The 15,591-nt window shown below is 63.7% G+C and carries 15 protein-coding genes; 5 read left to right on the top strand and 10 right to left on the bottom strand.

The window, feature by feature from the left end; all coding sequences use genetic code 11:
* Nucleotides 1–136 precede the first annotated feature (136 nt).
* From groL to LB524_RS21985, 3 genes are all read right to left on the bottom strand, one after another.
* Complete coding sequence (groL, locus tag LB524_RS21995) at nt 137–1,792, bottom strand: chaperonin GroEL (RefSeq protein ID WP_015318388.1); 1,656 nt, start codon at nt 1,790–1,792, stop codon at nt 137–139.
* 65 nt (nt 1,793–1,857) lie between these two features.
* Nucleotides 1,858–2,154 (bottom strand): co-chaperone GroES, encoded by a 297-nt coding sequence (gene groES / locus LB524_RS21990; protein ID WP_006203049.1) that lies wholly within the window; start codon nt 2,152–2,154, stop codon nt 1,858–1,860.
* A 164-nt stretch (nt 2,155–2,318) separates the two neighbouring features.
* A complete protein-coding gene (locus LB524_RS21985; RefSeq protein WP_224530091.1) occupies nt 2,319–3,116 on the bottom strand; it encodes a class I SAM-dependent methyltransferase in 798 nt (265 codons plus the stop codon).
* A gap of 170 nt (nt 3,117–3,286) precedes the next feature.
* Between LB524_RS21985 and LB524_RS21980 the strand changes: the two genes are divergently transcribed.
* A complete protein-coding gene (locus LB524_RS21980) occupies nt 3,287–4,054 on the top strand; it encodes a hypothetical protein (RefSeq protein ID WP_224530089.1) in 768 nt (255 codons plus the stop codon).
* 18 nt (nt 4,055–4,072) lie between these two features.
* On the opposite strand, the gene LB524_RS21975 is transcribed toward LB524_RS21980, so the two are convergent.
* Nucleotides 4,073–4,699, bottom strand: coding sequence for a TetR family transcriptional regulator (locus LB524_RS21975; protein WP_224530087.1), 627 nt, complete (start codon nt 4,697–4,699; stop codon nt 4,073–4,075).
* Between the two features lie 125 nt (nt 4,700–4,824).
* Between LB524_RS21975 and LB524_RS21970 the strand changes: the two genes are divergently transcribed.
* The 4 genes from LB524_RS21970 to LB524_RS21955 all read left to right on the top strand — a co-directional run bounded on the left by LB524_RS21970 (nt 4,825) and on the right by LB524_RS21955 (nt 9,486).
* Nucleotides 4,825–6,012, top strand: a complete 1,188-nt coding sequence (locus LB524_RS21970; protein ID WP_224530084.1) for an MFS transporter — start codon at nt 4,825–4,827, stop codon at nt 6,010–6,012.
* 5 nt (nt 6,013–6,017) lie between these two features.
* Entirely contained in the window at nt 6,018–7,319 is a 1,302-nt protein-coding gene (locus tag LB524_RS21965; protein ID WP_224530082.1) for a D-arabinono-1,4-lactone oxidase, read from the top strand.
* Nucleotides 7,316–8,461 (top strand): alanine racemase, encoded by a 1,146-nt coding sequence (locus LB524_RS21960; protein ID WP_224530080.1) that lies wholly within the window; start codon nt 7,316–7,318, stop codon nt 8,459–8,461. Before LB524_RS21965 ends, LB524_RS21960 begins: the two co-directional genes overlap by 4 nt.
* Nucleotides 8,462–8,535: 74 nt before the next feature.
* On the top strand, nt 8,536–9,486 hold the full coding sequence (locus tag LB524_RS21955; RefSeq protein ID WP_224530077.1) for a helix-turn-helix domain-containing GNAT family N-acetyltransferase: 951 nt from the start codon (nt 8,536–8,538) through the stop codon (nt 9,484–9,486).
* 7 nt (nt 9,487–9,493) lie between these two features.
* On the opposite strand, the gene LB524_RS21950 is transcribed toward LB524_RS21955, so the two are convergent.
* The 6 genes from LB524_RS21950 to LB524_RS21925 all read right to left on the bottom strand — a co-directional run bounded on the left by LB524_RS21950 (nt 9,494) and on the right by LB524_RS21925 (nt 15,480).
* A complete protein-coding gene (locus tag LB524_RS21950; RefSeq protein WP_224530074.1) occupies nt 9,494–10,327 on the bottom strand; it encodes an AraC family transcriptional regulator in 834 nt (277 codons plus the stop codon).
* 169 nt (nt 10,328–10,496) lie between these two features.
* On the bottom strand, nt 10,497–11,549 hold the full coding sequence (locus LB524_RS21945; protein ID WP_140661869.1) for an ABC transporter permease: 1,053 nt from the start codon (nt 11,547–11,549) through the stop codon (nt 10,497–10,499).
* Nucleotides 11,546–12,343, bottom strand: coding sequence for an ATP-binding cassette domain-containing protein (locus LB524_RS21940; protein WP_015318378.1), 798 nt, complete (start codon nt 12,341–12,343; stop codon nt 11,546–11,548). The genes LB524_RS21945 and LB524_RS21940 overlap by 4 nt, the downstream gene beginning before the upstream one ends.
* Nucleotides 12,344–12,429: 86 nt before the next feature.
* Nucleotides 12,430–13,443: a substrate-binding domain-containing protein gene (locus LB524_RS21935; RefSeq protein WP_224530071.1), complete on the bottom strand. Its 1,014-nt coding sequence runs from the start codon at nt 13,441–13,443 to the stop codon at nt 12,430–12,432.
* Nucleotides 13,444–13,540: 97 nt separating this feature from the next.
* The gene (locus LB524_RS21930; protein ID WP_224530068.1) at nt 13,541–14,446 is read right to left on the bottom strand and encodes a sugar phosphate isomerase/epimerase family protein; all 906 of its coding nucleotides are present in this window, start codon (nt 14,444–14,446) and stop codon (nt 13,541–13,543) included.
* A gap of 2 nt (nt 14,447–14,448) precedes the next feature.
* Complete coding sequence (locus LB524_RS21925) at nt 14,449–15,480, bottom strand: Gfo/Idh/MocA family protein (RefSeq protein WP_224530064.1); 1,032 nt, start codon at nt 15,478–15,480, stop codon at nt 14,449–14,451.
* Between the last annotated feature and the right edge of the window lie 111 nt (nt 15,481–15,591).

The following is a 15,591-nucleotide window of genomic DNA, read 5'->3' as shown; positions in this document are numbered from 1 at the left end:
ACTCAAGCCCGCTTGCGGGCTTGAGCAACTTGGATTCATGGGCGTGCTTTATGGACTTCTTAGAAGTCCATGCCGCCACTCAAGCCCGCTTGCGGGCTTGAGCAACTTGGATTCATGGGCGTGCTTTATGGACTTCTTAGAAGTCCATGCCGCCCATGCCGCCCATGCCGCCGCCGCCCATGCCGCCAGGCATGCCGCCGCCAGCCGAATCCTTCTTCGGAGCTTCGGCGATCATGGCTTCGGTGGTGACGAGCAGGCCGGCGACCGAGGCCGCGTCTTGGAGGGCCGTGCGCACGACCTTGACCGGATCGACGATACCCATGACGATCATGTCGCCATATTCGCCGGTCTGGGCGTTGTAGCCGAAGGTCGCGCCCTTGTTCTCAAGGATCTTGCCGGCAACGATCGAGGCTTCCGCACCAGCGTTGGCCGCGATCTGGCGGGCCGGAGCCTGCAGCGCACGACGAACGATGTTGATGCCGGCGGCCTGGTCGGCGTTGACGCCGGTCACCTTGATGTTGGCCGAAGCGCGCAGCAGGGCAACGCCACCGCCAGCAACGATGCCTTCTTCCACGGCCGCGCGGGTCGCGTTGAGGGCGTCATCGACGCGGTCCTTCTTTTCCTTGACCTCGACTTCCGTCGCACCGCCGACGCGGATCACCGCAACGCCGCCGGCGAGCTTCGCCAGACGTTCCTGCAGCTTCTCCTTGTCGTAGTCCGAGGTGGTCTCCTCGATCTGCTGCTTGATCTGGGCGACGCGGCCCTGGATCTCGGCTTTCTTACCGGCGCCGTCGACGATCGTGGTGTTCTCCTTGGAGATCGACACCTTCTTGGCACGGCCGAGCATGTTGAGGCCGACATTCTCGAGCTTGATGCCGAGGTCTTCCGAAATGACCTGGCCACCGGTCAGGATGGCGATGTCTTCCAGCATGGCCTTGCGGCGATCACCGAAGCCCGGCGCCTTGACGGCGGCGATCTTCAGGCCACCACGCAGCTTGTTGACGACCAGCGTGGCGAGCGCCTCGCCTTCGACGTCTTCCGAGATGATGAGCAGCGGCTTCGAGGTCTGCACGACGGCTTCGAGGACCGGCAGCATCGCCTGCAGGTTGGAGAGCTTCTTCTCGTGCAGGAGGATGTAGACGTCCTCCAGCTCGGCAACCATCTTGTCGGCGTTGGTCACGAAGTAGGGCGAGAGATAGCCGCGGTCGAACTGCATGCCTTCGACGACTTCGAGTTCGGTCTCGGCGGTCTTGGCTTCCTCAACCGTGATGACGCCTTCGTTGCCGACCTTCTGCATCGCTTCCGCGATCATCTTGCCGACCGACTCGTCGCCATTGGCCGAGATCGTGCCGACCTGGGCAACTTCCTCGGAGGTCTTGATCTTCTTGGCGGCCTTGCCGAGAGCAGCGACCACTTCGGTGACGGCCAGATCGATGCCGCGCTTCAGGTCCATCGGGTTCATACCGGCCGCAACCGACTTGTGGCCTTCCTGGACGATCGACTGCGCCAAAACGGTCGCGGTCGTGGTGCCGTCGCCGGCGATGTCGTTGGTCTTCGAAGCAACTTCGCGGACCATCTGCGCGCCCATGTTCTCGAACTTGTCTTCAAGCTCGATTTCCTTGGCGACGGTGACGCCGTCCTTGGTGATGCGCGGGGCGCCGAACGACTTGTCGATGACGACGTTGCGGCCCTTGGGACCGAGCGTGACCTTCACCGCGTCGGCGAGGATGTTGACGCCGCGCAGCATGCGCTCACGGGCATCGCGAGAGAATTTTACGTCTTTGGCAGCCATGTTTTAGCTCCTGGCAGGGGCTCGGATAGAGCCCGAAAAATTCAAGTTGAGGGTGAGGCCGATAATCAGCCGATGATGCCCATGATGTCGGATTCCTTCATGATCAGAAGGTCTTCGCCATTGAGCTTGACTTCGGTGCCCGACCACTTGCCGAACAGGATGCGGTCGCCGGCCTTGACGTCCAGCGGGACCAGCTTGCCAGCTTCGTCACGAGCGCCGGAGCCGACGGCGATGATCTCGCCTTCCTGCGGCTTTTCCTTCGCCGTATCCGGGATGATGATCCCGCCAGCGGTCTTGGATTCGGATTCGACCCGGCGAACGACCACGCGGTCATGAAGCGGGCGGAACTTCGACTTTGCCATTTTTTCTTCCTCGATGAGAACGGTGAGAAACAGTTCCTCCGTCCGGCGGCGCCGGACACATAGTTAGCACTCACCAAAGGCGAGTGCTAACGTGGCGCTGAAATAGGCCGCCGACCTGCCAGAGTCAAGGCGCGCGGAGCGCCTCTTGGTAGGATGGCGACGACTTATCGAAGCTTGGCCGAACCGAGCACCAGGAGCGGACAACGTTCCGCCAGGGGATAACTGCCGCTTGGCACGACGCGCACCTGGTCGAACCAACCGCGCGCCTCGTCCTCCAGCATGGCCAGCGTCGCGAAGCTGTACTTCGTTTCGGAGCCCGCATAGACGTCGATCGTGTTGATGGATGCCATACTCCATCCGGTGCGCGCGGCAAGGGCCTCCCGATCCGGAAACAGCTTGTCGAATGCCGCACGGATTGCTTGCACATGGACGCTGCTGTCGCAGTCGCCGGTCGTGCACGCCATGGCGATCCGCCATTTGAGCGCGTGGAAATTCTCGATCCCGCCGGCCAGGACCAGAGCTTCGATGCCGCGCAGGTCATCCGCGGTTTCCGGCCGAGCGAACACGCGGATCGCCGCATGCCGGCCAGGCTTTAGCACCCTTGCGATTTCACCGAACAGCGAACCGCGCGCGGCCTTGGTGTCGACCGCCGACAGGCAGCCGTCGCCGATGACCGCGTCGAAACATTCCCGCTCGACCGGGAGGTCAAGCCAGTTGCCGGCCATCGCCCTTCGCGAGATGTTGTCGCCGGCCCATACGCCGGAAATCATGGCAGCCGATTGATCGATCGCCAACATCGATCTGCCTAGAACCGCCAGTTCAGGTGTCACCCCAAGCAGAAGGACATCGGCATTTCCGAGATCGAGTTCGCGCTCGAATATGCCGACGGTTTCCGGCGTCGGCCGGAGCGGGGCGTCCAGGAGCTTCCAGTGCCGATGATAACTATCCCAATGATTCGTCATGCAGACCAGTTGGAGCCCAGGAAAGTCTGGCATTGATTGATTAGAACCGCTTAATGGAAGTGGGGATGGAAGCCAAGGGGTTAGCGGTGGCGCGCATCATTGTCATAACGCATGAGCATGACCGGTTCCTGGGTCGCCGAGGCCTTCTGCTGCGCCGGAATAGCCGTTACATGCTTTTCGATATTCTCGAGGACCTGAAGAGGCGGGGCCATTCGGTCCGGATTCAGCCTGGCCTCTCCGGACAATCCAGCGCCGATGTCGCGGTTCTGCACGTCGATGCGACAACGACACCGGCAGATTATCTCGAATATGCGCGGAGTTTTCCCTTATGCCTCAATGTCGGGGCCGCCGACATATCCAAACGGCGGGTAAGCGGAGCGCTTCTGGCCGAGGGCGACGGCTGGCTGGGCCCGGTCATCATCAAAAGCAATCTCAACAACCAGGGCATTCCGGAGACACGGCTCAATCGGCGGTCGAGGCGTGCCGGCCAACCGGCACCCTTTGCGCACGTGCCAGCCATGCCGTCCTACGAGGTCTACCAATCCCGGGACGACGTTCCCGATGGCGTCCTCGATCGCGATGATCTGGTCGTGGAAAAGTTCATCCCGGAAAAAGAACCTGACGGCTTTGCGGTGCGCTTCTGGGTGTTTTGCGGAGAGCGCGAGCGCTGCACCCGCTACGTCTCGCCAAACAGCCTGGTCAAGGCATCGGAAACGATCCGGCGCGAGCCCGCCGCTGTTCCCGACGAACTGCGCGAACGGCGGCGTGAACTCGGCTTCGACTATGGGAAATTCGATTTCGTCATGCATGAGGGCAGGGCTGTTCTCCTCGATGCCAACAAGACGCCCGGCCGCCCGCAGAACCTGGTGAAGATGTTCGCGGCCGGCGCTTCCGACCTGGCCGATGGTTTCGAAGGCCTCATCCGCCGGGCGAGATAGGTCCCCGGTTGCCGGTCGCTAAAGAAACAGCCGCAACTGGGTGTGGATGATCGATCGGTAATCCTCGATGGTCCGGCGGCTTTCCGCTTCGCCCTGCGCAAGCGCCAGGCGCACAACGCCGCCGGCGAGCTGGAAGATCAGCAGAACCATGCGTTCGAATTGCTCGTGCTTTTCCGGCTCGAGCAAGGCGATGACGTGGTCGCAGAACATCTTGGCCTGATGCCGGGTTTCGGCGATGTCGAGGTTCTTGAGCGCCTTGTCGGCCTGGATGGCGTTCTGCAGATCCTGGATGGCCGGATCGCCGGCGACCCGGCTGAGGTAGTCGTCAAGCAGCCGATCGGACGCGACGATGACGTCCTTGGCTTCGCGGACATCGGCGACGATCGCCGCCAACCTGGCACGGCTGACCTCCGAGAACCGCTCATAGAGCATCGCCAGGATCGCCGACTTGTTGGGGAAGTAGTGGTAGACGGTGGCGATCGGCCCGCCCGCCAGCATGCCGACCTCCTTCATGGTGACGGCGTCGATGCCTTTCTCGCCGATCAGCCGCATGGTGGTCGACAGGATGGCGTCGATGCGCTCGCGGCTGCGCTCCTGCTTGGGCCTGCGCCTGGGCTCGGTGATCGTTCGACTGGCTTGCGTCATGCACCGATCTTTCGCACGAGTTCCCAAATTCCGGGTTGACAAGAAATATGATCAAGTATCAGTTTCTGGAATGCTGACAGACTGTCAGCTTTTTTGCCGTGCGGCAAGGACGTTGGGAGGCGCCTATGGCTTCGACAAGCGCTGATCTTCAGGGCGAAGGCGACTGGCTGGTCGGCAATCCCAGCGGCGGGCAGCTCGCCTCGGCCCTGTGGATCGGGTCGGTCGGCCTGCTCATTCTCGGTCTGCAGCCCGTCCTGCTCGGCGCCCTCTATACCGAGGGCCATGTCAGCGGCGACGAACTGGCGTTGGTCGCCACCGCCGAGATGATCGCCATCGCCATTGGTTCTGCAATCGTCGCGATGCTGCTTTCCGCCCACAACATGCGCTGGAAAAGTGCCGTCCTCCTGCTGCTCTTGGCGCTGGCCAATGTGTGGACCGCCTATGCCGCCGGCGCCAACACGCTGATGGTGGCCCGCGCGCTGGCCGGCCTTGCCGAAGGCGGCCTTGTCGCGGTCGCCACCGAACTGATTGCCCGTTCGCGGCGCGCCGAACGCATCGGTGGCTATTTCGTCACCATGCAGACCCTGGCGCAATGCGCTCTTGCCCTGGTGCTTGCGCTCTATGTCATTCCAGCCGCCGGGTCGGCGGGCGGCTTCCTCGTTCTTGCCGTCGTCTGCGTCGCGTCGCTGGTGGTCGCCTTTGCTGTCCCCACCGATTATGCCGATCTGCCGAAGGACGAAAACCTCGCCAATGTGCTGACGGTTCCCTCGATCACCGCGCTGTTATCGGTCTTCTGCTACTTCATGTTCTTCGGCGCCGTATGGGCCTTTCTGGAGCCGCTTGGCGCCCAATTCGGCATCGATGGCCGCACCGTCGGGCTGATCGTCTCGGCCAGCCTCGCGGCGCAGGTGCTGGGCGCGATGACGGCGACCGTGTTCGAGGCGCGCATCGACTATCGCCTTGCCATCACGGCGATCGGCCTCGCCGCGCTTGTCGCCTCGCTCGTGCTTGCCAGCGGGCCCGGCCTCACGATGTTCTGGGTCGTCGCCCTGATCATGGGTTTTATCCTGCTGTTCATCGTGCCCTACCAGATCCGGCTGGCGATCACCGCCGACGAGACCCGCACCGCCGTGCTGCTGGTGCCGGCCGCCCAGCTTTTCGGCCTGGCGATCGGACCGGTCGCGGCGTCGCTGCTCATCGACGGCAAGGAGTTTCGCCCGGTTCCCGAGTTCGCCGCCGCAAGTGCTGTCGCCAGCGTGGCGTTGCTCGGCCTGTTTGTCCTGGCGGCGCGGCGTCGCCGCGCGATTGCGTGAGCCCCATGTCGAACAGCTGGAGCAACTGGTCCGGCTTTGTCACCGCCGAGCCGCGGCTGCTTGCCAGTCCGGCAGATGCCGGCGAACTCGGCGATCTCATTCGCACCGCACCCGGCCCGGTCCGCGTCGTCGGCGCCGGTCACTCCTTCACGCCATTGGTGAAGTCCCAAGGCACCATCCTGTCGCTGGAGAAGCTGGAAGGGCTGGTTGCGCATGACGCGAAAAGACATCAGGCGCGTGTGCGGGCAGGGACGCGGCTTGGTCCGCTCATGCACATGCTGCAAGGCATCGGCCAGGGCCTGCCCAATATGGGCGACATCGACCGCCAGGCGATAGGCGGCGCCCTGGGCACGGCCACCCATGGCTCGGGGCCGACGCTGGGCGCGTATCACACACAGCTGGAAACGGTGCAGATCGTCGACGGGCTTGGCAAGGTCCGCGACTTCAAGAGGGAAGGGGATCAGGAAGCGATCCGTGCGATCGGCGTTGCGCTTGGCGCCTTCGGTGTGCTCAGCGAAATGACGTTGAACAACCTCGCGACCTACCGGCTGCGGCGCCGCAAATGGGTGCTGCCGATAGCCGACATGCTGCGCGATTTCGAAACGATGATGAGCGAGCACCGGTCGGCCGAATTCTACTACATCCCATTTTCAGGCTACGCGCAGTTCATCGCCAGCGACTTCAGCACCGAAGCGACCACTCCGCGCCCGACCGACGATGACGAGGGCTCCCTGCGCACGCTGCGCCGCCTGCGCACCGGGCTTGCCTGGCTGCCGTGGCTGCGCCGCAGGCTGATCCTGGGCGCGGTCGCCAAGGTGCCGGCCGAGGATTACGTGCAGGACTGGCTCAACGTCTATGCCAGCGACCGGCAGACCAGGTTCAACGAAATGGAATATCACCTTCCGTTCGAGGAGGGGCCGAAGGCGCTGGCCGAGATCATCGAACTGACCGAGAAGCATTTTCCGGAAGTCTATTTCCCGATGGAAGTGCGGTCGGTGGCATCGGATGAATTCTGGCTCTCCCCTTTCCACAAAAGGCTCACCTGTTCCATCGCCATCCACCATGACGCGGCGAACGATCCGTTGCCGTTCATGCGCGCGGCCGAGCCGATCTTCCGCGGATATGGCGGCAGGCCGCACTGGGGCAAGATGCACAGCCTGAAAGCGGCCGACCTGAAAAAGCTCTATCCGCGCTGGGACGATGCGATGGCGGTGCGCCGCGACATCGATCCGCAAAACCGCTTCGTCTCACCCTATATGGCCGACCTGTTCGGCATCGAACCCAGTTCTTTCGGCATCCAGCCATGAAGGCGTATTTCGCCACGCTTTCGGATGCGCTGAGAGAGGCGGACATTTTCCAACCCTGCCTGCTGCTCGACCTCGATCGGCTGGATGGCAACATTGCCCTGGTGAAGAAGCGGCTTGACCCCAGTCTTGCCGTCCGTTTGGTCGACAAGTCGCTCGCTTGCCTCCCGCTGCTCTCCCATATCGGCAAGGCGCTTGGAACCCACCGCCTCATGACCTTCCATCCGCCGATCACCGAGGCGGTGCTGAAGGCGTTCCCGGATGCGGATCTGCTGTACGGCAAACCGATGCCGGTTGGCGCGGCCAGGGCGGTGCTTTGCAGAGGCGACGTGGCTTGGTCGCGGGTCTGCTGGCTGATCGACACCCAGGAGAGGCTGGCGGAATATGGCGCGCTCGCCGACGAACTCGGCGCCGAATTGCGCATCGCTTTCGAAATCGATGTCGGACTGCATCGTGGCGGCTTTGCCGAACCGGCGGCCCTGTCGCGGGCGCTGAATGCGCTGCCCACCCACAAAGGGCTGCGCTGCGAAGGCGTCATGGCCTATGAAGCGCATGCGCCGCACATACCCGGCCTGTTTGGTGGACCGGCCAAGGCGTTGGCGCAAGCCTCCGAACAGGCCGCCGCTTTCGTCGCGCGCCTCGGCGCCGACCAGCGCCATGTCCTGAACATTGGCGGCAGCAAGACCGCGCTGCTTCATCATGGCGGCATTGCCAATGAAGTTTCGATGGGCTCGGCCTTCGTGCTGCCCGTCGATTTCGACACGCCCGGCCTTGATGGCTTCCAGCCGGCGGCCTTCATCGCGACGCCAATCCTGAAAGTGGTCGAGCCGATGCTACCTGGCCCGCCGGCGGTCTCGCGCCTGCTGCAGGCGCTGGGCCGGTTTCCGCGCAAGGGCTGCTATCTCTATGGCGGCAAGTGGATGGCCGAACCGGTGTTTCCCGAACGCATGACGACAAACGGCCTGCTTGGCCTGTCTTCCAACCAGCAATTCATGGGTCTGCCCGCCCAGGCCGTCGTCAGGCCCGGTGACTATGCGTTCCTGCGGCCCACGCAGAGCGAGGCCGTGCTGCAGCAGTTCGGACCGATCGCGGTGCTTTCCGGTGGCAGGATCGTCGACCGCTGGCCGGTGTTGCCGATGATGTAAGCATCTCGGGCGCCTTCCCTAATGGTTGACTCCGTCAAGTAAATGATCGATCCTGCCAGCAGGAGATGACTCGCATGACAATCCACCATCAGCCAAACAAGGCTGCGCCCAACAAAGGCCTGATCGATGCGGTGCGGGCGTTCAACCGCTTCTACACCCGCCAGATCGGACTGCTCGATGAAGGGCTGCTGAAGAGCGCCTTCTCGCTGACCGAGGCACGCGTGCTCTACGAACTGGCGCATTGTGACGGACTGACAGCGACCGATCTCGGGCGCGATCTCGGTCTCGACGCCGGCTATGTCAGCCGTTTGCTGAAGAAGTTCGAGCGCCTTCACCTCATCTCCAGGGCCACGCTGGCTTCGGACGCTCGGCAATCGTCGATCGCGCTGACGCCGGTGGGCAGGAACGCCTTCGCGCCGCTGAACAAGGGTTCGCACGATCAGGTCGCGGCGCTGCTCGATCGTCTGCCTGCGTCGGAACAGGAGCGTCTGGTCAAGTCCATGCGGACCGTGCAGCGTCTGCTGGATGACGATGCCGAGCCCAAAATCCCTTATCTGCTGCGGCCGCTGCAGGTCGGCGACATTGGCTGGATCATCCGCCGGCAAGGCATGCTCTACGCGCAGGAATATGGGTGGGACGAAACCTATGAGGCGCTGGTCGCCGAAATCCTCGCGGCGTTCGTAAAATCCTACGATCCGAAATGGGAGCGCGGCTGGATCGCCGAGCGCGAAGGCGAGGTCGTCGGCTCGGTCTTCGTCGTGCGCAAGTCGGATCAGGTGGCCAAGCTCAGGCTGCTCTATGTCGAACCTTCGGCACGGGGGCTCGGCATCGGCAAGCGCCTGGTCGAGGAATGCATCGGCTTTGCCCGCGCCAGGGGGTACAGGACGCTGACCCTATGGACCAACGACATTCTGACCGCCGCCCGGCACATCTACCAGGCGGCCGGTTTCAGGCTGATCGAGGAAGAGCCTCACCATTCCTTCGGCAAGGATCTGGTCGGCCAGAACTGGGAACTGGAGCTGTAGCGGCGCGTCACGCCTTGACGGGCACCCAGATCTCCAGCCCGCCATTGCCGGTGTGGGCATCGAATTCAGGCCCGTAGCGCTCGAATTCCGGCGCATCGGCAACCTCATGGCCGGATGCCGGCAGCCAGCTGTTCCAGATCGTATTGATCGTTCGCCGGATGGTCGAGATGTGTTCGCGATGCGTGAAAACGGCGTATCTCCGCGCCGGCACCCGCACCCGTTGGAACTCCTTCGGCAGATCGGCAAAGTCGCGTACCTCGACGCCGACGACATAATCGAAATTACCGGCATCGTCGCCGTTGAGGCAGACGCCGTAGAAAACGCCGGCCACTTGCCCGGGGATATGGCCGATATAGGGAGCGAAGCGCTGCCATTGCATTGGAATGCCGGCGCTGGACTCACAACTGTAGCGCTCGCCCAGTCCGGCGATGAGGAATGGCCGGCTGGTCTCGAAGCGCGGTGGTTCAAGTGTGGTCAAAAGCGAATTGTCCATCAGGATGGGCTCCACGAGGTCGAGGGTCTCAGTCGAACCTTGCGCGCGCACCAGTTCCGGCGTGGTGCCGAACTGGTCGCGGAAGGCCCGGGTGAATGCCTCATGCGAGTTGTAGCCGGCGTCGAGCGCGACGCACAGAATGTCGGGCGCCCCGCCGGCCAGCCTGCGCGCCGCCTCGGTCAGCCGGCGCGAGCGCATGTAACCCATGACGGAGCGGCCGGTGGCGGCGCCGAAGGCGCGCGTCACATGAAAGCGCGATACGCCGCTGCTTTGGGCCACGTCGTCGAGCGTAACAGCCTCCGGCAGGTGGCTTTCGATAAACCATAGCGCCTTCTCGGTCGGGTTCATGTGTTCCTCGCATGTGGCGTCCTCACTCTGGCGCCTCGTTGCCCGGCCAGCTTGATCGAAATTGCGCATCGCGCAAATAGGCGATCGGGCCCGCGCGGTGTCGTCCGCGCGGCCCGTCGTCTATCGTTGGCTCGGATGACCGGCAAATCGCGGTTGAACTGCCGCTGGTTCAGCGGTAGCGCGCCTGGTTCCATTTGTGGCCAAGCAGCGAAAGGATGATGATCAGCCCGTTGAAGAACTGGACGTAGAAGCCGCTGAGCCCAGCCGCCACGACGCCGGTTTGGATAAACGACACGGTGACGGCGCCGATCGCGCCGCCGGCCACGGTGCCGATGCCACCCCAGGTCGGCGTGCCGCCGACGAACACCGAGGCCAGCACCGGCAAGAGATAACCGTCGCCGGCGGTTGGCCACCAGGTGAAGTTGATCATCACCGAGAACGTGCCGGCGATCGCGGCCCCGATGCCGACGAAGACGAACACTTTCACCCGCACGCGCTTGACGTCGATGCCCATCTGCTGGGCACTGTCGGGGTTATCACCGACCACCTTCACCTGCGCGCCGAAGCGGTGGCGGTTGTAGAGCATCGCCGAAAGGACGACGAAGGCGATGGCCCAGAAGATCTGCACCGGAATTCCAAGGACCTGGCTGGAGAAGATCCTGTAGGCCCAACTGTCGGCAAGGCTGGTCAGCGAAGTCGATCTGCCCTCATTGATGATCTGAATCAGGCCGCGCAGCAGGAAATTCATGCCGAGCGTGGCGATCAGCGACGACAGCCCGCCATAGACCACCAGCGACCCGACGAGGAAGCCGAGCAGCGTGCCGGTGACCAGTGCCGCCGCAATGCCGAGGAACGGATCGTAGCCCGCCTGCACCACCAGCGCGAAGACCCAGGAGGCAAAACCCATCGTCGCGGGAAACGACAGGTCGATCTCGCCGCAGGTGACGACGAAGACCAGCGGCACGACCACGAACAGCGCCACGGGAAGCGTGGTGAGCACGGCGCTGTAGAGATACCAGGTTGTGAAGACCGTCGGGTTGGCGATCATGAAGACCGCCATCATGACGACGAACACGCCGAGCGTGCCAAGCGACGCGCGGTTGTCAAGGATGAAGCCGCGCATCCAGTGATCGGACGGGTGCTTCCACTCGTTCTGGGAACTGCCTTGGCGGGAAATGCCGGCCGACGGCTCGTGCAGATCGGGCTCCATGGTCTTGCTCATCGTGCTCTCTGCTCCGCGTCGCCGGTGTCGTGCAGCCCGGCCAACCCGCCCGGATGCGCGACGTCTTCCATGAAGTTGATGAGGTCTTCGGCCGACTTGACCTCGCTGCGATCGGCGGTGAGCGCGACCTTGCCGCGATCCAGCACCACGAAGCGATCGGCGATGTCGAAGACATGATGGATGTTATGGCCGATGAAAAGGATCGAGCGGCCGCTCGCCCGCACCTGGCGCACGAAATGGAAGACCTTGGCGGTCTCGGTCAGAGACAGCGCCGTCGTCGGCTCGTCGAGGACGATCAGTTCGGCCTGCTTGTAGATGGCGCGCGCGATCGCCACGCCCTGGCGTTCACCGCCCGAAAGCTGGCCGACGATCGAATGCGGCGTGAACACTTTCGAGGTGAAGCCGATCTCGCGCATCAGCCGGCTCGCCTCCTCGATTTCCTTGCCGACCTTCAGCCAGCCGAAAGGGCCGGTGAGTTCGCGGCCCATGAAGATGTTGCGGACGATCGTCTGCTGCACGGCCAACGCCCGGTCCTGGAACACCGTTTCGATGCCGGCCTCGCGCGAACGTGCCGCATTCCATCCGGTCACCGGCTTGCCGCGGATGAGGATCTCGCCGCTGGTCGGCTTGACCACACCGGAGAGGATCTTGATCAGCGTCGACTTGCCGGCGCCGTTGTCGCCGATGAGGCCGACCACCTCGCCGCGATCGACGCTGAGATTGACCCCGCCAAGTGCGTAGACATGGCCGTAGGACTTAGCGATATCGCGCAGTTCTATGAGACGTTCGGCCATAGCATCCTCGCTTGATTGTCTGGCGCCAGCCTTCTCGCCAGCGGCCCCGCCGGCCGGGGCCTGATCCCGGCCGGCGGCTTGGGAGGTCAGCGCAGCGCCTGCTTGGCGAGTTCTGCGACGATCTCGTAATTTTCGGGCGTGACGAAACCGGCGCCGGTGTCGACATTCATCGGCGCCAGACCCAGCACCGCCTGCTGGCACAGGCTGAGGATCGGCAGATAGCCCTGCAGGAATGGCTGCTGGTCGGCCGTCAGTTGCACCCAGCCGCCCTTGAAGCCCTCGACGATCTGCGGGCTGGTGTCGAAGCCGAAGTTGAAGATATCGCCGGGCTTCCTGCCAGCTGCCTGCATGTAGGTGGCGACATTGCCGAGCATCTGTCCGCCGGGATAGCCGACGGCCTTGACATCAGGATTGTTGAGCAGCGCTGCCGTAAGCACCGGTATCGCCAGATTGGGGTCGGAAGCCCATTCGCCGCTCGGCGGCGACGACAGCTGGATGACTTCGACGCCCGCCTCCTTCAAGGCCGCGACCGTGCCGCGCTCGCGTGCGCCGCGGCTCTCGTTCTCGAACGGGCCGATCATGATCGCCTTGTCGCCGGCCTTCAGCTTACCGAGCTTGAACGCTTCGGCGCCAAGTGCGCGGCCCTGCTGTTCCTGCTGCGCGCCGATATAGCCGCCACCGAACGCCGCCGTCACCTTCGGCACCGGGACGTTCTGGTACATCATCTTGATGCCCTCCTTATGGGCCTCGTCGGCGAGCGGCATGATCGCGGCGTCGCCCGGATGGCCCATCATGGCGATGCCCTGGGGCTTGACCGCGACCGCTTCGCGCAATTGCTGCACCATCTTCTCCGCGTCCCACTGGGAAAAGATGTAGTCGACCTTGGGTCCGAGATCTGCCGCCGCCTGCTTGGCGCCATTGTAGACGATGGTGCCGAAGGCGTCGCCCTCGGCGCCGCCGACGAAGAAGCGGATGTGGACGTCCTTGCACCATTGGGCGTCGAGCGCCTGCGCCGGCAAGGTGAAGATTGCGGCGGTAAGCGCCGTGGCCGCCGCCACGACGGTCGTGCGCAGAAGTGTCGTCCTGTTCGCGATGCTCATGCACGTTCCTCCCATTGTTTTCCTCGTCAGCCGAGGGGCCTTTGAACGATTGCTTTGGCAATGCCACTTGCGGCCGGCTCCTCCCGCCGACCGATCCTCACGCCGGATTTGGCAGGTAGCTCGCACCTCCCCGGCATAGCTTGAGATACTCCAGGGCGCGTGCCTGCCCCGTGATCTCGAGGTCGCCGCGATAGACCGGGTCGTGCCAGCCTTCGATGTCGATGGCGCCCTTGTACCCGGCCAGCCTCAGTTCACTGATCACCCTGGTCCAGTCGCTGTCGCCGAAGCCGGGCGTGCGCATCTGCACGAAGGGCAGGCGGCCGAACACGCCGTTCTCGCGGATGACGTCCCAGCGCACGGTGGCGTCCTTGCCGTGGACATGAAAGATGCGATGCGCCCATTTGCGGATCTGCGGCATCGGATCGATCAGGTAGACGAGCTGGTGGCAGGGCTCCCATTCGAGACCGAGATTGTCGTTGGGCAATTCGTTGAACATCAGCTCCCAGGCATCCGGATTGTGGGCGATGTTCCAGTCTCCGCCGGCCCAATTGCCGTCCATGGCGCAATTCTCGAAGGCGATGCGCACGCCCTTGTCGGCGGCGCGTCTGGCCAGTTCGCCCCAGACCTCCCGATAGCGCGGCAGGCTGTCGGTCAGCGGTTTCCCGCGGATGCGGCCGGTGAAGCCGCTGACCAGCGTGGTGCCGAACAGATGGGCGTTGTCGATCACCGTTTTCCAGGCCTCGAGCACGCCGCGGTCGGTGTCGCCGCTCTCGAGCGGATTGCCGAACACGCCGATCGAACTGACGGTGACGTCGGCATCGCCGATCGCCTCTTCAATCTCTCCGGCGAGCCGCGGCAGATCCTTGCCGCCGAGCGTCTGCCAGAAAAAGGGCTGGATGCTCTCGAAGCCGAGCGGCAGGATTTGCCTGATATAGGCGGCCGGGTCTTCGAGATTGGCCCGCACCATGGTGCCGATCCTGATGTCGAGAAGTGGGTTCGGCATGGTCATCCTTCCTGCGATGCGATGTTCACGCGACGACCGGTCTCGGCGCTCTGGATCGCCGCGAAGACCATGGCCAGGCTCTTGATGTTGTCCGAGCCCCGTGTCTCCGGCTCGGTGCCGGTTTCCACGGCTTGCACGAAGTCGGCAATGACGCCGAGATGCCCGCCGATACGGTCGGACGGATCGAGGGGAGGCACCGTCACCAGCCCGACCTTGTCGATCAGGCCTTCGCGCTCCGGCAGCACGACTTCCGCCTTCACCTCGTCATGGCCGTCCCAGATCAGGCTGCCGCGCTCACCGACGATACGCCAGCTGCCCTCCCAACTGGTGCGAAAGCCGTCGGCGCACCAGCTGCCCCGATAGGTAAACATCCTGTTTCGGCCGAGCCCGAAAGTGGCGCTTGCCGACGACCCTTGCCGATACCAGGAATTGGCCGGCTCCCATTCCTGGCAATAGACATCGGCAGGTTCGCCGTTGACCATGTAGCGAGCGGCATCGAAGGTGTGGATCGCCATGTCGAGCAACAGCACGTGGCGCATCTCTTCGCGAAAACCACCAAAGTGCGGCGCCACGAAAAAATCCGCGTGGATGCTGGTCGGCGCGCCGATGGCGCCTGAATCCAGAAAGCGGCGGATGCGCCGGACATTGGCGACATAGCGGCGGTTCTGAACGACGGCGTGGACGCGGCCGGCGCGCCGCGCGGCGTCGACGATGGCGCGGGCGTTGGCCGGACTGTCGGCGAGGGGCTTTTCCGTCAGCAGGTGACAGTGATGGGCAAAGGCCGAATTGGCCACCTCGCGGCGGGCGGCCGGAACGACCACATCGAATACCGCATCGGCTTTGGTCTGATCCAGAATGACGTCGAGATCGGTGCCGATCGCGGCCCCGGCAACGTCGTATTCGCGGGCTCGCTCGCGTGCCCTGTCGGCGTCGAGGTCGACGAGACCGGCAATCCTGATTTCAGGGGACTGACGGGCGGCCTCGAGCCATGTTTTGCTCATGGCTCCGCACCCGACCAGGACGACATGCAGCATCCGGTGCTCCTCCGCCAACCCCTCCCGGTTGGCATTCACGGTTCTTCCGTAAACGTTTACGATGACACACCCGAAGGCGTAGAATGTCAACCGGATTTGTGGCCGTTCGTC

This window comes from Mesorhizobium sp. ESP6-5 (assembly GCF_020164695.1).
GTDB lineage: Bacteria > Pseudomonadota > Alphaproteobacteria > Rhizobiales > Rhizobiaceae > Mesorhizobium > Mesorhizobium australicum.
Note: the sequence above shows the minus strand (reverse complement) of the source record. Positions and strands in the feature narration are given on the sequence as shown.

What these genes read in the sequence shown, in the direction of transcription:
- LB524_RS21935 (WP_224530071.1), bottom strand. Translation starts at nt 13,443, where the DNA reads ATGAGCATCGCGAACAGGACGACACTTCTGCGCACGACCGTCGTGGCG.
- groES (WP_006203049.1), bottom strand. Translation starts at nt 2,154, where the DNA reads ATGGCAAAGTCGAAGTTCCGCCCGCTTCATGACCGCGTGGTCGTTCGC.
- LB524_RS21945 (WP_140661869.1), bottom strand. Translation starts at nt 11,549, where the DNA reads ATGAGCAAGACCATGGAGCCCGATCTGCACGAGCCGTCGGCCGGCATT.
- LB524_RS21970 (WP_224530084.1), top strand. Translation starts at nt 4,825, where the DNA reads ATGGCTTCGACAAGCGCTGATCTTCAGGGCGAAGGCGACTGGCTGGTC.
- LB524_RS21980 (WP_224530089.1), top strand. Translation starts at nt 3,287, where the DNA reads ATGCTTTTCGATATTCTCGAGGACCTGAAGAGGCGGGGCCATTCGGTC.
- LB524_RS21960 (WP_224530080.1), top strand. Translation starts at nt 7,316, where the DNA reads ATGAAGGCGTATTTCGCCACGCTTTCGGATGCGCTGAGAGAGGCGGAC.
- groL (WP_015318388.1), bottom strand. Translation starts at nt 1,792, where the DNA reads ATGGCTGCCAAAGACGTAAAATTCTCTCGCGATGCCCGTGAGCGCATG.
- LB524_RS21925 (WP_224530064.1), bottom strand. Translation starts at nt 15,480, where the DNA reads ATGCTGCATGTCGTCCTGGTCGGGTGCGGAGCCATGAGCAAAACATGG.
- LB524_RS21930 (WP_224530068.1), bottom strand. Translation starts at nt 14,446, where the DNA reads ATGCCGAACCCACTTCTCGACATCAGGATCGGCACCATGGTGCGGGCC.
- LB524_RS21975 (WP_224530087.1), bottom strand. Translation starts at nt 4,699, where the DNA reads ATGACGCAAGCCAGTCGAACGATCACCGAGCCCAGGCGCAGGCCCAAG.
- LB524_RS21955 (WP_224530077.1), top strand. Translation starts at nt 8,536, where the DNA reads ATGACAATCCACCATCAGCCAAACAAGGCTGCGCCCAACAAAGGCCTG.
- LB524_RS21940 (WP_015318378.1), bottom strand. Translation starts at nt 12,343, where the DNA reads ATGGCCGAACGTCTCATAGAACTGCGCGATATCGCTAAGTCCTACGGC.
- LB524_RS21985 (WP_224530091.1), bottom strand. Translation starts at nt 3,116, where the DNA reads ATGACGAATCATTGGGATAGTTATCATCGGCACTGGAAGCTCCTGGAC.
- LB524_RS21950 (WP_224530074.1), bottom strand. Translation starts at nt 10,327, where the DNA reads ATGAACCCGACCGAGAAGGCGCTATGGTTTATCGAAAGCCACCTGCCG.
- LB524_RS21965 (WP_224530082.1), top strand. Translation starts at nt 6,018, where the DNA reads ATGTCGAACAGCTGGAGCAACTGGTCCGGCTTTGTCACCGCCGAGCCG.